The organism is Luteibacter sp. PvP120 (assembly GCF_054055715.1).
The window spans coordinates 564,832-589,744 of sequence record NZ_JBSRXP010000002.1 but is presented as its reverse complement, the minus strand read 5'-3'; the positions used below and the strand labels follow the sequence as shown (position 1 = coordinate 589,744).

The window sequence follows — 24,913 nt, the reverse complement described above, 5'->3', positions numbered from 1 at the left end:
GATGGCCGGGCAGAACGGCAACGGCGGGTCCAGGCCGCCGCTCACCGGCGGCGCGCTGGTGCTGCTTACCGCGGGCGTGGCGCTGGCCACGTTCATGGAGGTGCTCGACATCTCCATCGTCAACGTGTCGGTGCGTACCATCGCCGGCAACGTGGGCGTCAGCAGCAACGAAGGCACCATGGCGATCAGTGCCTACTCGATGGCCAGCGCGGTGATGCAGCCGCTGACCGGTTGGGTGGCACGGCGCTTCGGCGAGGTGCGTACCTTCATGACCTCGGTGGCGCTGTTCGTGGTGTTCTCCGCGCTGTGCGGGTTCTCCACCTCGATGCCCATGCTCATCGTCTTCCGCCTGCTGCAGGGCGCGGTATCGGGCCCGATGGTGCCGTTGTCGCAAACCCTGCTGCTGAACAACTACCCGGTGGCGCGACGACCCATCGCGCTGGCGCTATGGGCAATGACAGTGGTGGTCGCGCCCGTGTTCGGCCCGATCCTGGGTGGCTGGATCACCGACAACTACCACTGGTCGTGGATCTTCTTCATCAACATCCCGGTGGGCATCTTCGCCGTGGTGGTGACGTACGCCCTGCTGCGTGATCGCGAGTCCAAAGTCACCAAGATGCCGATCGATGCGATCGGCCTGTTCCTGCTGGCGGTGGGCGTAGGCTGCCTGCAGTTCATGCTGGACAACGGTAACGACGACGACTGGTTCACGTCCAAGACCATTACCGTGCTGGCGATCGTCTCGCTGGTCTGCATCACCTTCCTGATCGCGTGGGAACTGATGCACAAGCATCCCGTGGTCGAGCTGCGCCTGTTGGGCAAACGCAACTTCTTCGTCGGCGTACTGTGCCTGTCGCTGGGCATGTTCGCCTTCTTCGGCGGCACCGTGGTCATGCCGATGTGGGTGCAGGAGGTCCTGGGCTATACCGCCACCTGGGCGGGCTTCGTGGTCGCGCCCATCGGCATACTGGCCATCGTGCTATCGCCCATCGTCGGCGTATTCCAGAACAAGTTCGACCTGCGACTGCTCAACACCATCGGCTTCGCGGTGTTCGCCGCGGCGTCGTTCTACATGTCGACGCTGAGCACCAACGCGCCCTACGGGGAGCTGGCCATTCCGCGCCTTTGCATGGGTGCGGGCATCGCTTTGTTCTTCGTGCCGGTGAACCAGATCATCCTCTCCGGCATGCCGGACGACGAAGTGGCCAGCGCGTCGGGGCTATCCAACTTCTTCCGCACACTGGCGGGCAGCATCGCCACCGCGGTCAGCACCACGATGTATTCGCACCGCACCACGTACCACCACGCGGTGCTGGTGGAAAACGTGAGCGCGGGCAATCGCGCTACCACCGAATACCTGGACCGCTTCCAGGCGCTGGGGGTGCAGGGTCCGCCTGCCAACGCCGCGCTCAACCGCCTCGTGGACATGCAGGCGGCCACGCTGGCGGTGAACGACGTGTTCTGGATCTTCGGGCTTATCTTCGGCCTGGCCATGATCGCGATCTGGTTCGCCAAGCCGCCTTTTGCATCGGGTGGCACGCCGGGGCATTGATCCGGCGTGGCCCGACGTACATCGCATGTCTCAGCGGAACGCCGAAACACGCTCGCGGTTCTGGTCGCTCACCTTGAAATGCAGGGCATCTGTCGTGGGGACGAGCGTCAAGGTATCCAGGTAATAGGCAGGAGCGCTGGACGTCTCGGAGCTAAAGGCCTTGACCCCCAACCTGCACGGAATAACCTGCATCCAAGTAGGTGACGATCTGCCATCGCGAGATGACGGCTGACTCCTTGTCGTGTTGATAGGAGCCTCCGTTGCACGCCGTCCGGAGCGTTATGGATTCGCGGTCGTCCCTGTCGTCCGTGAAACGAATGCGTTGTATACCCCGTATCTAGCCAAGATGATGCCGAATCGGCGCGTCATTGATTCGGCCCGCTCGTCAGCGGAGGCTGTAATAAGCAGGATGATCGTCGGGCCGCTCGAACGCGCACACCGATTCCTGGCGGTCGTGCATGGGCAACGTACCGTCCAGCAGATAACGGGCCGCGTCGTGCTCGATGCATGCGGTGCCCGTCTGGCCGAGCAGCCCGTGCAAGTCCGTGCCGGTAGCCGTGATCAGGCGTGCGTTGGGATACTTCGGCAACGTGATGTTTCGTGCACCCTCGATCGGCGTTGTCACGTCGTTCTCGGCATGGAGCATCAGGAAGGGTTGCCCTTGCGCGAGCACGTCCAGATCGGGGGTACGTGAGGTGCGCGGTCCCCACGATGCGCAGACGAGTTGGACGAATGTCTGTACCCCGTTGCCCAGGGGATAGTTGAAGGCGTCGTTGTCCGAGCGGGCGCGTATCTGCGGCTCGCTTCCCCAGTTCGCTTCGTCGTTGCACACCACGGCGAGGTAGGTGGACTGCTCGTACCGGTCTTCGGGCGACGTGGGCGGTGTGGTCAACGGCGGAGCAAGCCAGGGTGTCAGCAGGTCCCACGCCGCAACCTGCAGCGCCACGTGCGCGGCGCGGTCGGTGCTCATGCGTTCCGCCACCATGCGCGTGGCGAGGCGTTTCCAGCCGTGCCATCCGTCTTCATCCAGCCAGCGGCTCATCGTCAACGCAGCGGCCAGGTGTTGGGGCGTGTCGAGCATGTCGTACCAGTGCGGCCTCACCGCCGGGTGCAGCGTATGCGGCGCCCAGCGAAGCGCAGCACGATCCGGCGGCTGGCCGAAGCGGACCGGGTCGGCGAGTAACGGTGCCAGCACCTGCGTCTCGAATCGCTGCTGGCGCTTGTCCATCGACGCGTAGGTCGCTGTCCTGAAGGACGCAGGAAACACCATGCTCGAGTCCAGCAGCATGCGGCCGATGTGATCCGGATACATCGCGGCGTACCACGCCCCGACCCTTCCGCCGTACGACGCGCCGTAGAAGTGGATGCGATCCTCGCCGATCGCGCGCCGGACGTAATCCATGTCGTGGACGTGCTGCTCCGTACTGATATAGCGAGCCTCGGGCGCACGGGTGCACGCACTGGCCAGCGCGCGTGTACCCGCGACCAGCTGGCGCCAGTGTGCGTCGTCGCGATGGGTCGGCAGGAACGGGTGAACCGTGTTGGCGGCCTCGCTGCAATCCAGTGTCCAGCCGCCCTGCATGCCACGCGGTATGACGCCGATGATGTCGTAGCGGTCTACGAGCTCACGCTTCATGCCATGCACGGGATCGTGCGGGTCCCAGGACTGGAAGGCGGAGACCAGTCCGGTCACCAGGCTGGCCGGATGACCGCCTGGACCACCGATGTTGACGAACAGTACGCCCTTGCGGTTCGCCCGGTCGGCCGCTGCCATGCGTATGGCGCCGACCTCGATCGTCCGTCCATCGGGCTGGCGGTGATCGAGCGGGGCAAGGAAACGCGCGCAACTCAAGCGGCCATCGAACGCATGGTCGTCTTCCTTGACGAGCGACGGGTCGCAGGGCAGCCACGCGATGCGTGGCACGTCGTTTGCGGACGCGGCGGGCGTTGGCTGGGCTGGCGAGAACAGAGCGACGACGAGACAGGCGGCGATACGGCCGCGAAGCGAAAGCACTGGCATGCGACATCCTTGTCGATGTAAAAGAGGGCGCAGTGTATGCGAGACCTCTCCAGCGTTTGCAGGCGCGACTGCCGCTGCTGTGCGTCAGCCTTCTGTGCGTAGGCGCGTAGCCCGGTTCAGACGCCCTAGAACGCCAGTGTCTCGGTCAGGTCGCCCGGTGGCGGTCCTCCCGCTGCGATCATGGCGTCTTCCCGCATTTTCAGGCCCGGCAGCTTCTCCAGTTTGAAACGTCGCGTGAGGAAACGCGCGATGGAGCCGGTGTCGTAGATGGTGTGCTCCACATGGCCTTTCTTCGCGTAGGGCGAGACGACCAGCGCGGGAATCCGCGTGCCCGGGCCCCAGCGATCGCCCTTCGGAGGCGCCACGTGGTCCCACCAGCCACCGTTCTCGTCGAAGGTGATCACCACCAGCATGTCCTTCCACTGGGGGCTGTTGCGCAGGGCGTGCACCACCGTGGCGAGGTGGCGATCGCCGGCTTCCACATCGGAATAGCCCGCATGCATGTTGAGGTTGCCCTGCGGCTTGTAGAACGCCACGGGCGGCAGCTTGCCGGCGGCGATATCGGCGAGGAAGCGGTTGGTTGCCGCCGTTTCGCCCAGGCCGCCGTCGCGCAGGTGGCGCTTGCGCGCGTCGGTGCCGGGGGCGAGCGATACGAAGTAATTGAGTGGCTGGTGGTGCGGCTGGAAATTGGGGGTCTGCGGAAAGCTGGACTCGCTGCCATCGCCCTTGCCGTCCAACGCGGCCTGGAATCCGCCGGCGTACCAGGCCCAGTCGATGCCCTTCGCGGACAGCATGTCGCCGATGTGCCGGTGCGTCTGCGGCGGCAACGTGTTGGCGCTGGTGGCATCGGCCAGCTCGGGATGCTTGCGGTCCACGTTGAAACCGGGCGAGTAGGGCGGCCCGATGGTGTTCACGGCCCAGAAATCCGGGGTGAGCGTGTTGTGGTTGGCGAACTTCGGCTTGCCGTCCATCGCGCTCTTCGGGGAATCCTCGGCCATCTTCAGGCGAGGGTCCATCGGGTCGCCGCTTTCCGTCACGGCGATATTGAACTGCGCCGGGCTCTTGTCCGCCGCGGGATAAAACGGCGGCTGCGCGGCCACGAGGTACTGGTGGTTGAGGAACGAGCCACCGAAGGCCCCCATGAAGAAGTTGTCGCACAGGGTGAACTGCGCGGCGATGTTCCACAGGCGCAGGTGCACGGGCGTGCTGGCGTAGCGGCCCATGGTCAGCGCGCCGTTGTCGCCCCAGGCGACGAAGCCGTCGTTCCTGCCGCCGTTGATCTGCAGCTGGTTGTTGTAGAACGCGTGGACGAGGTCGCGCGTGACCACGCCGTGCGGCAGCGGTGTGCCATCGCCGGTATGCAGCGCCCACGGCGCATTGGGCAGGCCGGTGATGTCCTTCTCACCGATCTTGTATGTGGTGTGGTCGACGACCTGTTCGTGCGGCACCATGCCGTCCCAGATCGGCGGCAGGGTCTTCAGCGGCGTGCCGTCGCGATCGCGCTGGACCAGGCGTTCCGCCGGAACCGAACCCAGTGGCTGCTGCAACCCCGGGAAATCACCGAACAGGTTGTTGAAGCTGCGGTTCTCGGCGTAGATCACCACCACGTTGCCGATGTGCTTTTCGAGCAGGGCGTCCAGCGCGGCGCCGGTCGGTGCCGGCCCAGGCGTCTTCTTGCCCGCCGCGGTCACGTCCTGCACGCCACCCAGCGCCAGCAGCGCGCCGGTGGTGGCCATGCCGCCCAGCAACCGGCGTCGCGCGGTATCGGGGGTATCGGTGTCGTTTTTCTTGGTCATGGCCGCTCGGCGTGCGTCGACCCTGGGTGCGGGCGGACGAAGGGGGTGGGTAGGAGAAGGCAAAGGGTAAACGAACGGCGTCCGGCGGTCGCGCCCCAAGCGCGCTCCCGGTGGGTGCAATCGAATCCAGCATGCACCTTATTGGTGCAAACAAGCGAATGTCACGCGGGCGTTTTATGATGCCGGGGCCTGAACCGGATCGCTTCCGACCCCACATCCATTCCGAGGTTTGCCCATGTCCGCCGCTTCCAAAGTGCTGAACCTGATCCAGGACGAGGAAATCGAGTTCGTCGACCTGCGCTTCGCCGACATGCTCGGCAAGCACCACCACGTCACGTTCCCCGCCCACGCCATCGACGAGGGCACCTTCGAAGACGGCAAGATGTTCGACGGCTCGTCGATCGCCGGCTGGAAGGGCATCAACGAATCCGACATGGTGCTGATGCCGGACCCGGAAACCGCCCACCTCGATCCGTTCAGCGCGCACAAGCAGCTGATCCTGCATTGCGACGTGCTCGAGCCCAGCACCATGCAGGCCTACGGCCGCGACCCGCGCTCGATCGCCAAGCGCGGCGAAGCCTTCCTCAAGTCCACCGGCATTGCCGACACCGCCTTCTTCGGTCCGGAGCCCGAGTTCTTCATCTTCGACTCGGTGCGCTGGCAGAACGACATGGGCCGCGTGTTCTACGAAATCGGCTCGGAAGAAGCGGCCTGGTCGTCGCGCTACAAGTACGACGGCACCAACAGCGGTCACCGTCCGGCCGTCAAGGGCGGCTATTTCCCGGTCAGCCCGGTGGACACACTGGGCGACATGCGCGCGGACATGTGCAAGGTGCTGGAGTCGCTCGGCCAGGTGGTCGAAGTGCACCACCATGAAGTGGCCAACGCGGGCCAGTGCGAGATCGGCACCCGCTTCAACACCCTGGTGAAGAAGGCCGACGAACTGATGACGATGAAGTACGTCATCAAGAACGTCGCGCACCAGCAGGGCAAGACGGTCACCTTCATGCCCAAGCCCATCGTCGGCGACAACGGCTCCGGCATGCACGTGCACCAGTCGCTGTCCAAGAACGGCGAAAACCTCTTCGCGGGCGACCTCTACGGCGGCCTGTCGCAGACGGCGCTGTGGTACATCGGCGGTATCTTCAAGCACGCCAAGGCCATCAACGCGTTCGCCAACTCCACGACCAACAGCTACAAGCGCCTGGTTCCGGGCTTCGAGGCACCGGTCATGCTGGCCTATTCGGCCCGCAACCGTTCGGCGTCCTGCCGCATCCCGTACGTGTCCAGCCCGAAGGGTCGCCGCATCGAGATCCGCTTCCCGGATCCCATGCAGTCGGGCTACCTGACCTTCACCGTGCTGATGATGGCCGGTCTCGACGGTATCCTGAACAAGATCGACCCCGGCGCACCGGCCGACAAGGATCTCTACGACCTGCCGCCGGAAGAAGAGAAGAACATCCCGCAGGTGTGTGCCAGCCTCGACGAGGCCCTGGTCGCGCTCGACAAGGATCGCGACTTCCTCAAGGCCGGGGGCGTCTTCACCGACGACTTCATCGACAGCTACATCGCGCTGAAGATGCAGGAAGTGACCCGCTACCGCGCCAGCACCCACCCGCTGGAATTCCAGATGTACTACGCGCTCTGATCCCGGAGCCGTTACATTCCGGACAGAGGGGCGCTTCGGCGCCCCTCGCCCGTTCTGGCGCAAGGTCTATGTCATGAGAACGCACTCCATCCGCATGCCCGCCCTGGTCCTGTCGGCGGCGCTGGTCTTCAGCGGCACCGCGGCGGCCGCCGATATCCCGGTGTACCGCTATACCGTCGTGCACACATTCCCGCACGATCCGCAGGCCTTCACTGAAGGGCTCTTCTACGACGGCGGCTTCCTCTACGAAAGCACGGGGGAGTACATGGGTTCGGGCGTGCGCAAGGTGCGCCTCGACACGGGCAAGGTGGTGCAGCAGCTGGACACCCCGGCGGGCTACTTCGGCGAAGGCATCATCCTCACGGGCAACCGCCTGCTCCAGCTCACCTGGCGCGACGGCGTGGGTTTCATCTACGACCGCAAGACGTTCGCGCCGATGGGCACGTTTCGCTACCCCGGCGAGGGCTGGGCGCTGACGCGTGACGCGAAGCACCTCTACCTAAGCGACGGCACGCCCACCCTGCGCGTGCTCGACCCCGGCACCCTGGCACAGACCGGCACCATCGAGGTCACGGCCGATGGCGTGCCCCTGCGCATGATCAACGAACTGGAATGGGTGAAGGGCGAGATCTTCGCCAACGTCTGGCAGACCGATCGCATCGCGCGCATCGATCCGAAGACCGGCCACGTCACCGGATGGATCGACCTCGGCGGTCTGGTCGACCACAGCCGCATGGCCGACCCGGCCGACGACGTGCTCAACGGCATCGCCTACGATGCCGCGCACGATCGCCTGTTCGTCACCGGCAAGCGGTGGCCGAGCGTGTTCGAGATCCGCCTGAAGCGCTGAGGCGCGCGCCTCTTCACTGCCTTTTCGCAAGATTGAGCGGATTCTCAGCCCGCTCGTGCCGTCATGAACAACGCTCGCCGTGACCCACGGCAGCCTGGGGAGGACATGGTTTGAAGAAGATCGCTATCGGTGCGATGGCGCTGCTCGCCCCTGCGTGGGCCGCTGCCGCCGATTCGGCCGCGGCCAGTTACGACTGGCGCAGCAACTGGCCCACGCATGCCGTGCTCGGCGACGGCACCGACATCGGCCTGTCGTTGAAATACCAGTTCGACCTCAATCGCTTCGCTCACGATGATGGGGTATACGAAGACGCGCAGACGAACCGCCGCAAGGAGTTCGGTTTCTACGTGCGCAAGAAGGGTGTCTACGATGCCACCGCGGTGTTCGACTTCCAGTCGCGTACGTGGCTGGACGTGTTCCTGCGCGTGCAGACCAAGGCCGTGCTGGGCGACGACGCCGGGGCCGTGCGCGTCGGCTTCATGAAGACGCCGGTCGGCTTCGAGGGCAACACCAGCACGGGTAGCACCTCGTTCCTGGAGTCGTCGTTGCCGATGCAGGCGGTCTACGCGAATCGCCGCATCGGCGTGGACTGGGCGCTGACGCGCAAGCAGTACCTGGTCCAACTGGGCTACTACCACGGCGGCAACCTGCAGGGCGACCTGGACGGGCGCATGCTGGCCGGGCGCGCCGCCTGGACGCCGCGCAACGCACCGGGCGACGTCGTGCACCTGGGGCTGTCGCTCTCGCGGGAAACCCCCGAAGGCACGATGGACGGCCGTGGGCGCTACACCCCGCCCAACGTACGGTTGCGCGCGCTGCCCGAGGCCGGCCTGATCACGCAGCGTCTGATCGACTCCGGCACGCTCAGCGTGGCCGACCACGTGGACCGGCGCGGTGCCGAAGGCCTGTGGATCGGCGGCCCCTGGTCCGTGCAGGGCGAGTACCTCGACGCCCGCGTCAAACGGGTCGACAAGCCGGCGTATGTCGCGCACGGCTGGTACACGTTCGGCAGCTGGGTCGTGACCGGTGAGTCACGCGCCTACAACGGCGGCAACGTCGGCGATGTGGTGCCCAAGGGCCCATGGGGCGCCGTGGAGCTGCTGGTGCGCTACAGCACTCTGGACCTGGACGACGGTCCGGTGCTGGGTGGCCGCGAACACGACTGGACGCTCGGTGCCAACTGGTACATCACCCGTTACCTGAAGCTCCAGGGCAACTACGTCCGGGCGACCAGCGACCGGCGCGACCTGCGCATCGACCCGCATATCGTCGAGGTGCGTGCGCAGGTCATGTTCTAGAACGGCGAGGCCGGCTCAGGTCTCGTCGTGCACCGGCGCGGGTGAGGGCGTCGGGGCGGGCACGGGCGCCGGTGTGGTCGCGTTGGGCGGCGGTGCAGGCAGTTCGTCCAGTGGATGCTGGGACGTCGTGTCGCACTCGAGCACGCGCGAGGCATCGGCGGTGATCGTGCCGTCCAGCAGGTAGCGCGCCGCGGCGCGCTCCACGCAGGCCGAGGCGGTGAAGTTGAACAGGCCATGCACCGCCGATCCCTTCGCCACCAGCAAGCGCGCGTTGCCGAAGCGGGCGAGGATGGCCTTGGCCCCCGGCAGCGGCGTGGCCGTGTCCTTTTCCGCCTGGAGCAGGAGGAAGGGTGGTACCCGGGCGAGTGGCGCAAGGTCGGGCTGCCGTGCGCCCGGTGCGCCCCACCGGCGACACACCAGTTGCTCGAGGATCTCCTCACCGTCGCTGACAAGGTAGGCCGCCGCATTGCGTTCGGCCATGGCGCGGATCTGTGCATCCGACAGGTACCAGGTGGAGTCGTTGCAGGCGACGGCCTGGCGAACGGAATCGCCGTCCTGGCTGATGGCGAACTGCGGCGTGGTCGGTCGCGGTCTCAGGTAGAGGTTGACCAGGAGGCCAGCCGCCCAGCGGATGGCGCGATGGGTGTCGGGATCGGGACTGAACGTGGTACGCCGGATGCGCGCCTCGAACTCGCGCATGCCCGAGAGGCCGTCTTGCGTGATCCATGCGGAGAGGTGCAGCGCGGCGGCGAGCCGGTCGGGATGGTCGAGCACATGGAACCAGGTCTCGCGTGCGCGTGCGGGCAGGTTCTCAACGGCCTCGTTGATCGACAGCGCCTCGCCCAGCCCGTAGTGCGACGGGGTATTCAACAGCGGTGCCAGCACCTCGTCGAGGAAAAAGCTGCGACGTGCGTTGAGCGATGCCTCCAGGGCGGTGCGGAAGTCGTGGGTGAAGATCATGCTGGAATCCAGCAGCATGCGACCCGTGTGCGAGGGGTACATCGCCGCATACCATGCGCCCACCTTGCCGCCGTAGGAGATGCCGTAGAAGTTCAGCGTGGCGTCGCCGAGGATACGCCGCACCATGTCCATGTCGTGCACGTGCTGCTCGGTGTTGATATAGCGCGACTCGGGTGCCGCGGTGCACGCGTCGGCCACCGCCTGGGCATCGCCGATGGCCAGCTGCCAGTTCGCGTCGTCCAGGTGCGTGGGCAGGAAGGCATGGCGCGGTGGCAGGCCGGTCATGCACCGAAGCGCCCACCCCGGCGCCAGTCCGCGCGGGATCACCGCGACGAGGTCGAAGCGCTCGGCAAGCAGACGCTTCGTCCCGTCGCGCGGATCATCGGCGGCGGTGCGCGACCAGCCCACCGCGATGGACCGCAACAGCGCGGCGGGGTTGGCGCCCGGCCCACCCTTGTTGAAGAAGATCGCGCCCTCGCGTCGCGTGGGTGACATGGCACGGACGCGCACCACGGCGACGTCGATCTGCCGTCCGTCCGGTGTGACGTGATCCAGGGGCGCACTCAGGGTGCCGCATTGAAGGCGGTCGCCGAGGTCGGCGCCGCCCGGCCCTACCACGGTTGCCGGGCAGGTCGTCCAGACGATGTGCGGATCGGCGAGGCCGGCGACGGGCATCAGCGCCACGGCGACGGCGCAGGCGATTCGGCGCGCGGTCATGGCCGTGCCTTGCGTGGCGACATGCGCTCCCCGCGTGACAGTGCTTCCGCCAGGCGGTCACGCCACCGCTCGACCTGCGCTGCGTCGACGAACCGGGTCGTAGTGGATGGGTTGGCGCGGAGCGGGACCGATGGGTCGCGCTGGCATTCGGTGAGTTGCTCGCTGGGTACGCGACCGTCGAGCAGGAAGCGTGCGCCGGTACGTTCGATGCAGGCCTCGTCGGTGAGCGTGAACACGCCGTGGCGGTCGTGCCCGCGCAGCACCAGCATCGAGGCGGTGGGAAGCGCGTTGATCATGTTCAGTGCGCCGGCGATCGGTGTCAGCGTGTCGAATTCCGAGGCCGTAATGAGAACTCGCCCGGCCCGCGCCAAGCGCTCGATCGGCGGCTTCACTGCGTTGGGGCCATTCCAGAACACGCAGGGGTTGACCATGTCGCCACTGTGCGCCGCAGGGTAGTCCGCCGCGTAGCGCGCCACGATCTGCTGCCAGATGCCCGCGTCGCGGGTGCCCGGCGTATCGTTGCAGGGCACGGCGACCATCATGGCCGTGCCCACCGGTATCGGTGAGGGTGGCTTCATGACCAGCGGCTCGTAGACCGTATCCAGCATGCGGCGTGCCTCGTCGCGGATGCGCAGGTGCACCTGGGGCATGGCATGGAACGTGGTGGTCGTGATACGCGATGCCATGGCCTCCCGCGTCAGCGCCGTGTCCTCCTGCAGCCAGGTCGCCATGGCTGCCGCGGCCATCAGGCTTTCCGGCGAGCGATACTCTCCCGTCCATGCGACACGGAAACGGTACGGCAGTCGCGTCATGGCCTGACGGACGCTCACCACATCGGTGCCCATACCGTAGGTCTCCGGCGCGGCGATCGCCGGCTGGGCCACGAGGCGGTCGAAGCGCTCCTGCTCGGCCTTACCGGTGAGCAGGAAGTTTTCTTCCATGGTGGCGGTAAAGTCCATGGTCGAGTCGAGCAGCATCCGCCCGACCTTGGCCGGATAGGTGGCGCCGTACCACGCGCCCAGCCAGGTCCCGTAGGACACACCGAAGAAGTTGAAGGTGGTTTCACCCAGCGCGCGGCGCACCAGGTCCAGGTCGTAGACCGTCTGCTCCGTGCTGATGTATGGATGCAGCGGGTCGGCACGGCAGGCATCCGCCATGCGTCGTTGCAGCAGGTCGAACCGGGCGACGTTGCTGGCGGTGCGGTCGAACAACACGCCACGGGTCTCCGGAAACTCGCCCACGCAGTTGAGCGGTGCGCTGCCAGGCATCCCCCTCGGAATCACGGCGATCAGGTCGAACATGTCGGACAGGCGTTTCTTCTCGCCATGCACCGGGTCGTCCGGCCTGGCGTGCATCCAGATGGCCGCCAGGGTCACGGCGAAGGTGCCGGCATCGCCGCCGGGACCGCCGGGATTGACGAAAAGCGCGCCGCGGCGCTTCGTCGTGTCGGCGGCCGCCACGCGCACCACCCGCAGCGAGATGCTGCCTCCGGCGGGGCGGTGATGGTCGCGTGGCACGCTGACGGTGCCGCAACGTAGCCGGTCGCCAAGCAGGGAAAAGAAGTTGCTGCTGGCGTCGGCTGCGGTACAGGCCGACCAGACGATGCCGCGGGTGGGCACGGAGGGTACGTTGGGCGGGGCTGCTACCTGGGCGGCGCATGGAGCGGCGAATGCCGTGAGGAGGCCGGCGTACAGCGCCAGCGAGCGTCGTGGAGTCATTGTGTGCATCCTTGGCACGGAAAAGGCCATCCGTGGGGGCTGCACACGTTAGTGAACCGACGACATGGTCTATAGCGGACGATGACGCGCTGCGATCAGGGCGCGGGACGCCACCTGCGTAGCGTTTCGTCCCATAGAGACGTCTTCAACAGCCCAGCGGCTGAAGAAACCCCTTACTGCATGTGCCAGCCATGCGAGACCAGCAACGACTGCCCGGTGAGCGCGTTCGAACCGAAACCGGCGAGGAACACGGCCGTGGCGGCGATATCTTCCAGCGTCGTGAATTCGCCATCGACCGTGTCGCGCAGCATGACGTCCCGGACGACGGCGGCCTCGTCGATGCCGCGTGCCTTTGCCTGTTCCGGGATCTGTTTCTCGACCAGCGGCGTGCGCACGAAGCCCGGGCAGATCACGTTGGCCCGAATGCCATGCGCGGCACCTTCCTTCGCGATGGTCCGTGCCAGTCCGAGCAGGCCATGCTTGGCCGTAACGTAGGGCGCCTTCAGCGGCGAGGCCACATGGGAATGGGCCGAGCCCATCAGGAGGATCGAACCGCCCCGGCCGGCCTCGACCATCTGGCGCATGGCCGCGCGCGTGGTGAGGAACGCGCCGTCCAGGTGTACCGCCAGCATCCGTTTCCAGTCCGCGAAGGACAGGTCGACCAACGGTGCGATGATCTGCACGCCCGCGTTGCTGACCAGGATGTCCACCGGGCCGAGCTCGCGCGACACGCGGGCAAAGCCGCCGTCCACCTGGGCCTCGTCGGTCACGTCCATGCCGATGCCGATGGCGCCATGGCCCATCGCTGCTGCGGCGTCGGTCGCCCGATCGGCATCGACGTCGGCCACGACGACCCGCGCACCCGCGGCCGCATAGGCGGCCGCGATGGCCTGGCCGATGCCGCTGGCCGCGCCGGTCACGAGCGCGACCTTGCCAGTGAGGTCGTGCACGCTCAGGGCCGGCCGAGCACGAATGTGGCCGGTTCGCCCTGCTGCGACGAGCCGGCGATCCAGACCTGGAAGTCGCCCGGCTCGGCCTCGAAGGTGACGCCGTCGCGGTGGGTGAAGGCGAGGTCGCGGCGGGTGAGTTCGAAACGAACCTCGGCCGACGCGCCCGGTGCGAGGAGGATCTTGCGGAACGCCTTCAGCTCGCGCACCGGCCGCACCCGGCTGGCCACGCGGTCGTGGATGTACAGCTGCACCACTTCTTCGCCCGCCAGCGCGCCGGTGTTGGTGACGGTGGCGGTGACCGTGATGGTCTCGTCCCAGCCGACGGTGGCCGGCACGCGCGGGGCGTCGTAGGCGAACGTGGTGTAGCTGAGCCCATGGCCGAACGGGTACAGCGCCTCGAAGGTCACCTCGCGGTAGCGCGCCTTGAATGCCGGCGGCTGGTCGGCCAGCTCCGGGCGGCCTGTCCGCAGGTGGTTGTAGAAGTACGGCTGCTGGCCGGCGTCCTGGGGGAAGCTGACAGGCAAGCGGCCGGACGGGTTGTACGCGCCGAACACGACATCGGCGATGGCCGGGCCGGTCTGGCTGCCGAGGAACCAGGTGACCAGGATGGCGTTCGCGTTGCGCACGGCACCCGTAAGCGCGAGCGCCCGGCCGTTCTTCAGCAGCACGACCACGGGCGTACCGGTGGCGGCGACGGCTTCGGCCAGCGCCTGCTGCGCCGGCGGCACGACGATCTGCGTACGCGACTGCGCCTCGCCGGAGTAGACCTGCGGCTCACCGATGGCCAGCAGCACCACGTCGGCGCGCTTCGCAGCGGCCACGGCCTCGTCGATGCCTCCGTCCAGCGCCTCCTCGATGCCGCTACCGGCCACGACTTCCAGCGCATCCCCGGCGGACAGGGCGGCGCGCAGGCCCGCTTCGATATTGATGTGGCGCGCCTTGTCGCCGAACAGCGTCCAGCAGCCTTCGAGGTTGTCCACGTCGGCACCGAATGGCCCGATCAGGGCGATCTTCTGGCCGGACGTGCGCAGCGGCAGGATGCCGTCGTTCTTCAGCATCACGATGGAACGGCGCGATGCATCGCGCGCCAGCTCGGCATGCGCCGCATTTTTCGAGGTGTCCGCCTCGACGTCGGCATCGAGCGAACGGTACGGGTTGTCGAGCAGGCCGATGGCGTGCTTCACGGTGAGGACGCGACGTACGCCTTCGTCCAGCACGTCCATCGACACCTCGCCGGCGGCGACCAGATCGGGCAGGTGTTCGGCGTAGAAACCGCTCTGCATGCTCATGTCCACGCCGGCGACGAAGGCCAGCCGCGTGGCATCGCGCTCGCCGTCGGCAAAGCCGTGAGCGATCAGCTCCATGTCGGCGGTGTAGTCGGACACCACCAGGCCCGGAAAGCCCCATTCGCCGCGCAGGATATCGGTCATCAGTTCGCGATTGGCCGAGGCCGGCACGCCGTTGATGTCGTTGAAGGCGCTCATGAAGGTGAGCGCGCCGGCATCGACGGCGGCCTTGAACGGCGGCAGGTGCACGTCGCGCAGCGTCTGCGGTGCGATGTCCACGGCGTTGTATTCCATGCCGCCGGCCACCGCGCCATAGGCGGCGAAATGCTTCGGCGTGGCCAGCAGCGCGTCGTCGGCGGTGAGGTCCGGGCCCTGGAAGCCGCGCACACGCGCGGCGGCGAACGCCGAGCCCAGCACCACGTCCTCGCCGGCGCCTTCGGCCACGCGGCCCCAGCGCTGGTCGCGGGCGATGTCCACGGCGGGCGCGAAGGTCCAGTGGATACCGGCGGCGGTGGCTTCCACTGCCGTGGCCCGCGCGGTGCGCTCGGCTAGTGCCGGCTCGAACGTGGAGGCCTCGCCCAGCGGGATGGGGAACACGGTGCGCATGCCGTGGATGACGTCGGCACCCAGCAGCAACGGGATGCCCAGGCGGCTTTCCTCGACGGCAATGCGCTGCGCCTCGCGACCTTCGGCCGCGCCCACGCCATTGAACAGGGCGCCCACGCGGCCGGCCCGGATCTGCTCGCGGACCTCCGCGGCACCCAGCGCGTTGGCTTCCGGGTTGATGTCCGGCGCGAACGGGCGCAGGGCGTCCGCAAAGCACCCCAGCTGGCCGACCTTCTCTTCGACGGTCATGCGGGCGATCAGGTCTTCGATGCGGGGATCACGGTTCATGGTTCGGCCTTGGAAAGCGATGTGGACACGCGAGCGGACGCGTCAGGCGGGCAAGGATACCGGCATCGCGCCACGAAGTGGGTACGTAAATACCGTTACGTGTAAACGATTACGTCGTTGGGCCGCAAGGTTTTGGCGAGAGTCTGGCCGCTACGTGCCGTCCCCTGGCGGGGTGACGTCACCGCCGCCGGCCGGCGCGGAAAACAGGCGCGTCACCGCCTGGTTCAGCGCGGTGGAACCGTAGGGTTTGGCCAGGACCACGCTGCAGGGGTCGGCGGGCAGCCCGGCCGTTCCCGCATGGCCGGTGGCGAAGATCACGGGCAGCGCCGGCCGCCGTTCGCGCAGCATGGCCGCCAGTTCGATGCCGGAAATGCCGGGCAGGCCCACGTCGGTGATCAGCAGGTCGGCTTCCGCCTCGTCGAACAGGGCCACGGCTCGATGGCCGTCGCCGGCCTCGCGCACCTCGTGCCCGCGCAGTTGCAGCATCTCGACGACGGTGCTGCGGACCAGCCAGTCGTCCTCCACGACGATGATGCGCACCGCGCGGGCGGCAGGCGGCGACGCCGGCGCGGCGACCTGGGCCGCGGGGTCGCCCTCGTTACGCAGCGCCTGGGCCGAGAGGATCTGGCGGAGCCTTCGTGCCAGCGTCTCGCGCGTGTAGGGCTTGCTCAGCAACTCCACGCCCTCGTCCAGGCGGCCGCCGTGCACGATCGAGTTCTCGGTGTAGCCCGACGTGAACAGTACGGCCACGCCGGGCAGGCGTTCGCGCGCCTTGCGCGCCAGTTCGGGGCTTTTCAGCGAGCCGGGCATGACGACGTCCGTGAACAGCAGGTCGATGGGAATGCCGCTGTCGATGATCGACAGCGCGCTCTGTGCATCGCGGGCCTTGAGCACGCGATAACCCAGGTCCGCCAGCATGGCAACCACGGTCTCGCGTACCGAGTCGTCGTCCTCCGCGACCAGCACGGTCTCGGTGCCGCCTGTCACGGGCCCGGCATCGACGTCCACCACGATGTCCTCGGATTGCGTGGTGCGCGGAAGGTAGAGTTTGACGGTGGTGCCCTCGCCCGGCTCGCTGTAGACCTTGATATGGCCGCCGGACTGCTTGACGAAGCCATACACCATGGACAGGCCCAGCCCCGTACCGCGTCCCTCCGCCTTGGTGGTGAAGAACGGTTCGAACACCTTGTCGACGATGGTGGCGTCGATGCCGTGCCCGGTGTCGGTCACCGCCAGCAGCACGTACTGGCCCGCGGCCACCTCGGCATCGTCCAGCGCATCCACGTAGCTGGCATCGAGGTACGCGTTGCCGGCCTCGATGGTCAGCCGGCCCTGGCCGTCCATGGCGTCACGCGCGTTGATCGCCAGGTTCAGCAGCGCGTTCTCCACGTTGCCCGGATCGATCAGCGTGTTCCACAGCCCGCCGGCGACGATGGTTTCCACCTCGATGGCTTCGCCCAGCGTGCGTCGCAGCAGGTCGTCCATGTCGCGGATGAAGCGCCCCACGTTCACCACCTTGGGCGCGAGCGGCTGGCGCCGGCCAAAGGCGAGCAACTGCGAAGCCAGCTTGGAGCCGCGCGCGACGCCTGCCAGGGCGTGACGCACGCGGCGCTCCGCCCGCTCGTTGCCGCCGATATCCTCGGCCAGCAACTGCAGGTTGCCGCTGATCACCTGCAGCAGGTTGTTGAAATCGTGCGCCACGCCACCGGTGAGGTTGCCGAGCGCTTCCATCTTCTGGCTCTGGCGCAGGGCGTCCTGGGTACGCAGCAGTTCGGCGGTGCGCTCGGTGACGCGCTCCTGCAACGTGGCCGCGAACGTGGCCAGTTCGTTCTCGGCCCGCTTGCGTGCGGTGATGTCCATGACGATGCCGATGAACCGGCGACGGGCCTGCCCCTCGTGGGCGATCACCTCACCCCGACGGGCGATCCAGCGCACCTCCCCGGTGACCGGGTCGAGGCGCCGGTATTCGGTGTAGTCCAGGGGATTGGCCCGCCCCAGTCGTTGCGGCGCGGCCTCGCCGCGGTCGTCCGGGTGCAGCAGGCGGCTGAGCATGGCGTCGGTGACGGGCCCCTCGGCTGGCAGGCCCCAGATGCGCCGGTACTGGTCGGAAACCTCCAGCCGCCCGGTTTCCGGGAACCACTCGAACGAGCCCACGCCACCGGCTTGCTGGGCGATGCGCAGGCGTTCCTCGATCTCCACGCGCCGCGTGGTTTCCTTCAGCACGGCCAGCACGGCGACGGTCGTGCCCGAAGGCTCGACCACCGGGCTGAAATCGATATGCAGCCAGACATCCTCCGACTCGCCCGAGCGGTTCAGCACCACGTGCTGGTCTCGGTAGGCGAGCGCGCCCCCGGCCAGCACCACGTCGAGCACGTTGCGGTGGAAGTCGGCCAGTTCGGGCAAGGCGTCCGCGATGGGCCGCCCCAGGATGTCGGGGTGGCGCATGCCCGCAATGGCGCGGTAGGCGTCGTTGTAGAAGAGCACGCCGTCGGGGCCGTAGAGCAGCGCCATGGGCGCATCGGCGCGCAGCACCGTGGCCAGCGCATGCTGGAACGCGACCGGCCAGGCGGCGGCCGGGCCCAGGCCGAGGGTCGACCCGTCCAGATCGTGGATCATTCGCCCCAGTTCACGGTCGTGGGGAAGGAACCAAGCGGGATCGGTCGGGGAGACGGCCATGCGGCGGGGCCTTGCGGTGGTGACGGGGGCGACGCGGGATGGTAGCGCACGCGGCCCTGGCTGCCGCACCCCATCTCCGTAAGGACTGACCCATATGCCGATTCGGCAAAAAAGCGCAAACAGCGATGCGCGCCTACGGGCCCTGCACAACAACGCGAAGTTGCCGCGTTAGTCTCCCGATGCCGCCGCAGGAAAATGTGCATGCCAGCGCCACCGAAAGATCCCGTCATCGCCATGCGCGGCGTGGCGAAGGTGTTCCGCTCCGCGGGCATCGAGAACCATGTCCTGACGGATATCCATCTGGAGGTACGGCAGGGGGAATTCCTGGCCGTGGCCGGACCCTCGGGGTGCGGCAAGACCACGCTGCTATCGCTGATGGGCCTGCTCGACGTGGTCACCGAGGGGGCGCTCATCTTCGAAGGCGCCGCGGTCGAAGGCCTCGGGCGCGCCGCGCGGGCACGGCTGCGCAACCAGCGCATCGGCTACGTGTTCCAGGCGTTCAACCTCATCGGCGACCTGGATGTCTTCGACAACGTCGCGTTGCCGCTGACCTATCGCACGTCGATGGGGCGCGAGGAACGCCGGCGGCGTGTGCTGGAGGCATTGGACGACGTGGGCATGACCCACCGGATGCACCATTTCCCCTCGCAGCTTTCCGGGGGGCAGCAGCAGCATGTGGCGGTGGCCCGGGCCCTGGCCGGCAGTCCGGCGATCCTGCTCGCCGACGAGCCGACGGGCAGTCTCGACCTGGCCAGCGGCGAGCGGATCATGACCTTGCTCAGCCGCCTGCACGGCGAGGGACGCACGATCTGCATGGTGACCCACGAGGAACGCTTCCGCTGGGCGGCCGACCGCACCGTCCGCTTGCTCGACGGCCGCGTGGTGGACGAGAGCAGCTATGCGCAATGGCGTCGCGAGGAGGCCTCCGGCCTGGACGATCGCCGGCTGGCGGAGCCTTTCACATGAGTGGATGGGTGGCGTCCTGCCTGCATGCCTGGGCTGCGATGCTACGGCGTCCCGGCTTCTTCGTCCTGGCCGTGTCGACGCTGGCGATCGGCATCGCCGCGCTCTCCGCGGCGTTGACGCTGGTCGACGCCCTGCTGTGGCGGCCGCTGCCTTTTGTCGACAGCGAACGGGTTGCGCTGTATGGCGCACGCTATCGGGACGACCCCACGCCCATCGCCTCGCCGCGGTATGTCGCGGCGATGGACGACCTGCCGGGAGTGGCCTCGCGCGGCGCGACCCGACTGCCGCGAGCGATGAACGTCATCTTCGACGAACGGCGCTGGCTGCTCCACGGAGAGGGAGTGGACGCCGGCTTCCTGGACACGCTGGGCGTCGTCCCGGCCCTCGGCCGCAACCTCACGGACGAATACGGGGCGATGGTCACCTACGACCTCTGGCAGCAGCGGCTCGGCGGACGCCAGGATGTACTGGGCCATTTGCTCACGGTGGAAGGCCACCGCCTGTCCATCGTCGGCGTACTGCCGCGGGGCTATCGCTTCCTGACGGACGTGGACGTGGTGGTGCCGCTGGGCATCGCCGGGGCCGACGACGACACGGCCGAGAACCTGATCCCCGTGGCGCGGCTCGGGGCGGGCATGCATGTGCAGGCCCTGTCGGATGCCGTGGCGGCGCGTGCGCGGGCACAGGCCGGCCGTCCGGGCATCGATACGGGCGACGGCGCCAACTTCGGCGCCACCTCGCTCAGGCACGTACTGACCTGGCAGGCGCGTCCGGCGTTGCTGGGCATGCTGGGTGCCGCCGTGGGCGTGCTGGTGATCGCGGGCATTAACCTATCCAACCTCATGCTGGGCCGGGGCCTGGCCCGTTCGCGCGATACCGCCATCCGCATGGCGCTCGGCGCCCACGCATTGACGCCCTGGTCCATCGCCGCCGCGGAAGCCGCGGCGATCGGCCTGGCTGCTGCGGCCCTCGGCATTCCGCTGGGCGATGTGGTGGTGGACGTCTTCCGCGACTTGGTGCCCGCGGCCTGGCGCAGTACCTCGTTACCCGTCGAGGCGTCCACCACGGTACGTTGGCTCACGGGCTGCGCCGATGCCCTCCTGGTCGCGGTGGCGGCGGCCTCCGCCTCCGTGCACGACCGGATCGACGACCTCCTGCGGGAACGTGTGGCCATCGCGGGGAGCGCCGGGCCCGGGCGGATGGCGCGTTACGCACGCCGCGGCATGGTGCTGGTCCAGGCGGCCATGGCCAGCGCACTGCTGGTGTTCGGCGTGGCAGCCCTGGCCCGATGTCTGCGACTGGAAAGCATCGCACCGGGCTTCGATGCCAAGGATGCCTATTTCGCACCGTTGCAGCCCGACATGGTTTCCTATCCCGCGCGCACCGATGTGTCGGACCTGTTCGATGCCCTTCGCCGGGACGCGTACACGGCTTCGCCGGATGGCGCGATGGGCTTCACCAACCTGTTGCCGCTGGGCGACGGCCTGGTCATGCCTTTCCTGGACGCCGCCGGTCGCCGGCACTTCGTTCGCTACGCCATCGTGACCCAAGGCGCGGCCGAGGCGATGGGACTGAACCGGTTGCTCGGCCGGGCATTCGATGCGGGCGATCACGCCGGCACTCCACGGGTGGCATGGGTCAACCAGACGTTCCGGCAAACCATGGGTGGTGGCCTGGGCGATATCGCCCGGCCCGACTCGCACCTCGCCCCCATGCCGCCCCTGCGCATCGTCGGCGTCACGGCCGACACGCGCGTCGCCGGCGCCGGCGAACGCGCCGTGGCCACGGTGTTCGTGCCCCTGAAGCAGGTCGATGCCACGGTGTTCACCTTCATTCGCCGGCTCATGCCGATGTACGCGGTCTGGCGTCGTTCGCCGGTGGGCTCGACGGACAATGGCGACGCCTTCGAGCGACGACTGCGCACCGTCGCGCCCGGGCTGGCCGCCGGCGACACCCGGCCGCTGGGCGACCTGGTGCGTGCCGTGACCGCGGCCGCCCGACGGAACGCGGTGCTGCTGTGTGCGCTCTCGCTCGCGGCCCTGTTCCTGGCCGCCGTGGGCCAGTACTCCAGCCAGTCGGTCGACATGGCCGGCCGGCGTCGCGAACTGGCGCTGCGCGTGGCCCTGGGTGCACCGCAGCGGCGCCTGGCCCACGACGTGGTGACGCGTTACCTTGCGATCGCCTGCCTCGGCGCCTTGCTGGGCGTGGCCGGTGTCCTGTTGTCCCGGTCGTATACACGCGTCGACGACATCGATGGCGTGGTGGTGGCCGTGGCCTGCCTGGTCTTCGTCACCGCGGCGTTGGTTGCCGCGGTGGTGCCGGGATGGCGAGCCATCACCATGGAACCGCTTGCCGTTCTGCGTGGCGGCTGAGAGGAGAACAGATCCGATGTACGGAAACGCCACCGACCCGTCACTGCCGGTGCTGATCGTCGACGATCATCCCGATATCCGCCTGTCGTTGCGCATCCTGATGCGCTCCGAGGGCATCGCCTCGGTGGAAGCCGATTCGCCCGCGGCCGCCTGCGATGCCGTCGTACGCACGAACTTCGCCTGCGCCATCCTCGATCTGAACTACGGCGTGGACACCACCTCCGGACTCGAGGGGCTGGACCTGATCGCACGCCTGCGCCACGACATGCCCGAGCTGCCGATCGTGGTGATGACCGCCTGGGGCAGCGTCGACCTGGCCGTGCGCGCCATGCGGATCGGCGCGGCGGATTTCATCGAGAAACCGTGGAACAACGCGCGCATGGTGCACACCGTGCGCTCGCAGATCGCCCTGCGGCAGATGCGCGAGGAAAACCTCCGGCTGCGCACCGAAACCTCGCTGTCGCGGCAGTCCGCCGATGTGATGCGGGTGTGCGAGTCGTCGGCCATGCGGCGGGTGGTGGAACTGGCCTCGCGGATCGCCGGCGGCGATGGGAACGTGCTGGTGCTGGGCGAGAACGGCAGCGGCAAATCGTTGCTCGCCCGCGAGATCCATGCCTTGTCGCCGCGCGCCGAGCAGCCGCTCATCCGCGTCGACATGGCCAGCCTGTCGGAGGCGCGCTTCGCCGGGGAGATGTTCGGCGAGGAGTTGCCGTCGCCCCGGCCCGGCCGGTTCGAACTGGCGCAGGGAGGCACCCTGATCATGGAAGAGGTGGGCACCATTCCGCCGCCGCAACAGGCCAAGCTGCTGCGCCTGCTGGAGGAGGGCGAGTTTGAGCGGTGCGATTCCCTGCACACGCGGCGCATCGATGTGCGGGTCGTTTCCACCAGCAATGCCGACCTGGAGGCCGCCATCCGGGCGAACCGCTTCCGGCGCGACCTGTTGTACCGGCTCAACGCGATGCAGGTACGCCTGCCTTCGCTGCGGGAACGCGTGGAAGACATCGTGCCGCTGGCGCGCCATTTCCTGCTGCGCGAGTGTGTGCGGCGTGGCAGGGGTGGCATGGCGCTCACGCCCTCGGCGGAACGTGCCCTGCGCAACTATCCGTGGCCGGGCAACGTGCGCGAGCTGGAGCATGTCGTCGCACGCGCCGTCCTGCTGGGCCGTCATGACGACATCGACGCGGAAACCCTGGGTCTCTCGGCGCCGGAGCCCTTGCCGCTGCTGCTCGACCGCCTGACCCTGCCCGAGGCGGAGGAGATGCTGGTCCGGCAGGCACTGGAGCGGCACGACAACAACCTGCAGCGCGCCGCCGATGCCCTGGGCATATCGCGGCAATCGCTGTACCGGCGCCTGGAAAAGCACCGCGCGAGGGGCGGGTTCGACCCGGCGGCCTGACGACGATGCCCACCGACGCGTCCAGGCGACCCTTCATCCGCGGCACCGCGCACCTGAGGCTCGTGGCGCCCTGGTGTGCGGCCGCCCTGGCGCCCCTGACCGCGGCGGGCGCGCTGCTGACCGGCATCGGCCTTCCCCTGGCCTGGCGCGTGGTGCTATTCACCGTGTGCCTGGTCACCAGTCTTGTCCTGCTCGCCGTGATCGCATGGCACATGATCCACGCATGGCGCACGCTGGAGGCGCTGCTCGGTGCGCTGCGCGCAGGCGACTACAGTGTCCGCGCGCGATTGCCTTCCGTGCACCATCCGCTGCGCGGTCTGGTCCACGACATCAACATGCTCGCCGATACCTTGCGTGAAGGCCGGCGCAAGCGCACCGAAAGCCTGCGTTTCCTCGGCAAGACGCTTACCTCGCTGCAGGATCCGGTCTTCGTGGTGGACCGCGACGGCTGCCTGGTGATGATCAATCCCGCGGCACGATGCCTGATCGGCGCGGCGAACGACAGCGTCATCGGGCGCGACATCGCCTCGCTGGGCCTCGGCCCGGTGATGGCGGCGGCGGAGAACACGATCCTGACGTGGGATTTCGCCACGCGTGGTGGCCGCTGGATCGTGCAGCGCGCCGTCTGGTACAGCGAAGGCCACGAGAACACGATGGTGATGATGCACGATGTCAGCGTCGCGCTGGGCGAAGAGGAGCGCGATGCCTGGCAGCGCCTGATCCGCGTGCTCAGCCACGAGCTGAACAACTCGCTCGCGCCCATCGGGTCGCTCGCAGGCAGCCTGTCCGCACTGCTGGAAGACGAAGGCCGCAAGGCGGTGGAAGGCGAACTGCGCGAGGGCCTGGAAGTGATCGGTCGTCGATCCGAATCGCTGGCACGTTTTCTGTCGGGCTACGGGCGCCTGGCGCGCCTGCCACCGTTGCGCCCACGGCCCTTCCGCCTCGACCAGGCCCTGCGACGCCTTGCCTTGCTGGAGCATCGCATGGACATCGCCGTCGTCGGTACAGCCGTCGTCACGGTCGTGGGCGACGAGGACCAGCTCGACCAGGCCTTCATCAACCTGCTGCGCAACGCGGTGGAATCGGCCGTGCCCCTGGGGGGCGCCGTGCGTGTGGATTGGGCGCTGGCCGGTACGCACGTGCGTATCACCATCGAGGACGAGGGAGCGGGCCTGCCTGGGCGTGCCTCGCTGTTCGTGCCGTTCTTCACCACCAAGCCCACCGGCTCGGGCATCGGGCTCACGCTCACCCGCCTCATCGTGGATGCGCACGCGGGCAACGTCGACCTTCGCGACCGCGAGAGCTGTCGCGGTGCGCTGGCCATCGTCAACCTGCCCCTGGGCGATGCGTAAGGCGCTGTCCGCATACGGACGGAAACGTCCGCTTCCGGACGCGCGAGCCGACCGGAATCGCGCGGTGCCCGCCGATACTTAGGTGTCCGTGCGGTATTCGGCGCACTTGACGCGTTTTTCCGTTGTGGCGCCCGGATCGTCCTCCTAGATTCGCCATGGCGGCGCCCGCTCCCCCGGGTAAGGCGCGTTTCCATCGGCCAGGAGAGATGACATGGATCACGTACTCAGATTGCAGTTGCTCGACGCCGAACCCGGCGTCGCCGGCGAAGCCGACACCCCCACCAGCTCATGCAGCTGGGGTGCGTGCTCGTTCGCCAACGCCGACGGTTTCGACGGTCACTAGCTTTCTCGTCCATACCGTGGCGCGTCCGGGAGGGCGCACTGCGGGGACGGGGACGAAGGCACGCGCGGCGGCGTCCGGGTCGCCGCGTGTGCCGGGTTTTTTTTCGCGCAAGATCAAGG

The 24,913-nt window shown here is 67.8% G+C and carries 16 protein-coding genes; 9 read left to right on the top strand and 7 right to left on the bottom strand.

Annotated elements, in window-relative coordinates; genetic code table 11:
- Nucleotide 1: 1 nt before the first annotated feature.
- Nucleotides 2–1,552 (top strand): DHA2 family efflux MFS transporter permease subunit, encoded by a 1,551-nt coding sequence (locus tag ACVKN3_RS06500; RefSeq protein ID WP_285403825.1) that lies wholly within the window; start codon nt 2–4, stop codon nt 1,550–1,552.
- 385 nt (nt 1,553–1,937) lie between these two features.
- Here the strand turns inward: ACVKN3_RS06500 and ACVKN3_RS06495 are convergent, their stop codons facing one another.
- Both ACVKN3_RS06495 and acpA read right to left on the bottom strand, forming a co-directional pair.
- Nucleotides 1,938–3,572 carry an alpha/beta fold hydrolase gene (locus ACVKN3_RS06495; protein ID WP_285403827.1) on the bottom strand — a complete coding sequence of 545 codons (1,635 nt, stop codon included), beginning with the start codon at nt 3,570–3,572 and terminating at the stop codon, nt 1,938–1,940.
- A 125-nt stretch (nt 3,573–3,697) separates the two neighbouring features.
- Entirely contained in the window at nt 3,698–5,368 is a 1,671-nt protein-coding gene (gene acpA, locus ACVKN3_RS06490; RefSeq protein WP_285403828.1) for an acid phosphatase, read from the bottom strand.
- 235 nt (nt 5,369–5,603) lie between these two features.
- Here acpA and glnA point away from each other — a divergent pair, with 235 nt between their 5' ends.
- The 3 genes from glnA to ACVKN3_RS06475 all read left to right on the top strand — a co-directional run bounded on the left by glnA (nt 5,604) and on the right by ACVKN3_RS06475 (nt 9,164).
- On the top strand, nt 5,604–7,016 hold the full coding sequence (gene glnA / locus ACVKN3_RS06485; RefSeq protein ID WP_285403830.1) for a type I glutamate--ammonia ligase: 1,413 nt from the start codon (nt 5,604–5,606) through the stop codon (nt 7,014–7,016).
- Nucleotides 7,017–7,089: 73 nt separating this feature from the next.
- A complete protein-coding gene (locus ACVKN3_RS06480; RefSeq protein ID WP_354513441.1) occupies nt 7,090–7,866 on the top strand; it encodes a glutaminyl-peptide cyclotransferase in 777 nt (258 codons plus the stop codon).
- Between the two features lie 134 nt (nt 7,867–8,000).
- Nucleotides 8,001–9,164: an OprO/OprP family phosphate-selective porin gene (locus ACVKN3_RS06475; RefSeq protein ID WP_354514003.1), complete on the top strand. Its 1,164-nt coding sequence runs from the start codon at nt 8,001–8,003 to the stop codon at nt 9,162–9,164.
- A 15-nt stretch (nt 9,165–9,179) separates the two neighbouring features.
- Here ACVKN3_RS06475 and ACVKN3_RS06470 read toward each other — a convergent pair whose 3' ends face one another.
- The 5 genes from ACVKN3_RS06470 to ACVKN3_RS06450 all read right to left on the bottom strand — a co-directional run bounded on the left by ACVKN3_RS06470 (nt 9,180) and on the right by ACVKN3_RS06450 (nt 18,365).
- Complete coding sequence (locus tag ACVKN3_RS06470; protein ID WP_354513443.1) at nt 9,180–10,841, bottom strand: alpha/beta hydrolase; 1,662 nt, start codon at nt 10,839–10,841, stop codon at nt 9,180–9,182.
- Nucleotides 10,838–12,559, bottom strand: coding sequence for an alpha/beta fold hydrolase (locus ACVKN3_RS06465; protein WP_354513445.1), 1,722 nt, complete (start codon nt 12,557–12,559; stop codon nt 10,838–10,840). Before ACVKN3_RS06465 ends, ACVKN3_RS06470 begins: the two co-directional genes overlap by 4 nt.
- Nucleotides 12,560–12,732: 173 nt before the next feature.
- Complete coding sequence (locus ACVKN3_RS06460) at nt 12,733–13,509, bottom strand: 3-hydroxybutyrate dehydrogenase (RefSeq protein WP_354513447.1); 777 nt, start codon at nt 13,507–13,509, stop codon at nt 12,733–12,735.
- 2 nt (nt 13,510–13,511) lie between these two features.
- Nucleotides 13,512–15,689, bottom strand: coding sequence for a beta-glucosidase BglX (gene bglX / locus ACVKN3_RS06455; RefSeq protein ID WP_354513449.1), 2,178 nt, complete (start codon nt 15,687–15,689; stop codon nt 13,512–13,514).
- 150 nt (nt 15,690–15,839) lie between these two features.
- On the bottom strand, nt 15,840–18,365 hold the full coding sequence (locus ACVKN3_RS06450; protein ID WP_354513451.1) for a response regulator: 2,526 nt from the start codon (nt 18,363–18,365) through the stop codon (nt 15,840–15,842).
- Between the two features lie 201 nt (nt 18,366–18,566).
- Between ACVKN3_RS06450 and ACVKN3_RS06445 the strand changes: the two genes are divergently transcribed.
- The 5 genes from ACVKN3_RS06445 (at nt 18,567) to ACVKN3_RS06425 (ending at nt 24,794) form a co-directional block, all read left to right on the top strand.
- Nucleotides 18,567–19,331 (top strand): ABC transporter ATP-binding protein, encoded by a 765-nt coding sequence (locus ACVKN3_RS06445; protein ID WP_285403844.1) that lies wholly within the window; start codon nt 18,567–18,569, stop codon nt 19,329–19,331.
- Nucleotides 19,328–21,703: an ABC transporter permease gene (locus tag ACVKN3_RS06440; protein ID WP_354513453.1), complete on the top strand. Its 2,376-nt coding sequence runs from the start codon at nt 19,328–19,330 to the stop codon at nt 21,701–21,703. Before ACVKN3_RS06445 ends, ACVKN3_RS06440 begins: the two co-directional genes overlap by 4 nt.
- Nucleotides 21,704–21,719: 16 nt before the next feature.
- The gene (locus ACVKN3_RS06435) at nt 21,720–23,099 is read left to right on the top strand and encodes a sigma-54-dependent transcriptional regulator (RefSeq protein WP_354513455.1); all 1,380 of its coding nucleotides are present in this window, start codon (nt 21,720–21,722) and stop codon (nt 23,097–23,099) included.
- A gap of 5 nt (nt 23,100–23,104) precedes the next feature.
- Nucleotides 23,105–24,451: a sensor histidine kinase gene (locus tag ACVKN3_RS06430; protein ID WP_285403848.1), complete on the top strand. Its 1,347-nt coding sequence runs from the start codon at nt 23,105–23,107 to the stop codon at nt 24,449–24,451.
- A gap of 211 nt (nt 24,452–24,662) precedes the next feature.
- Entirely contained in the window at nt 24,663–24,794 is a 132-nt protein-coding gene (locus ACVKN3_RS06425) for a hypothetical protein (RefSeq protein ID WP_285403850.1), read from the top strand.
- Nucleotides 24,795–24,913: the final 119 nt, after the last annotated feature.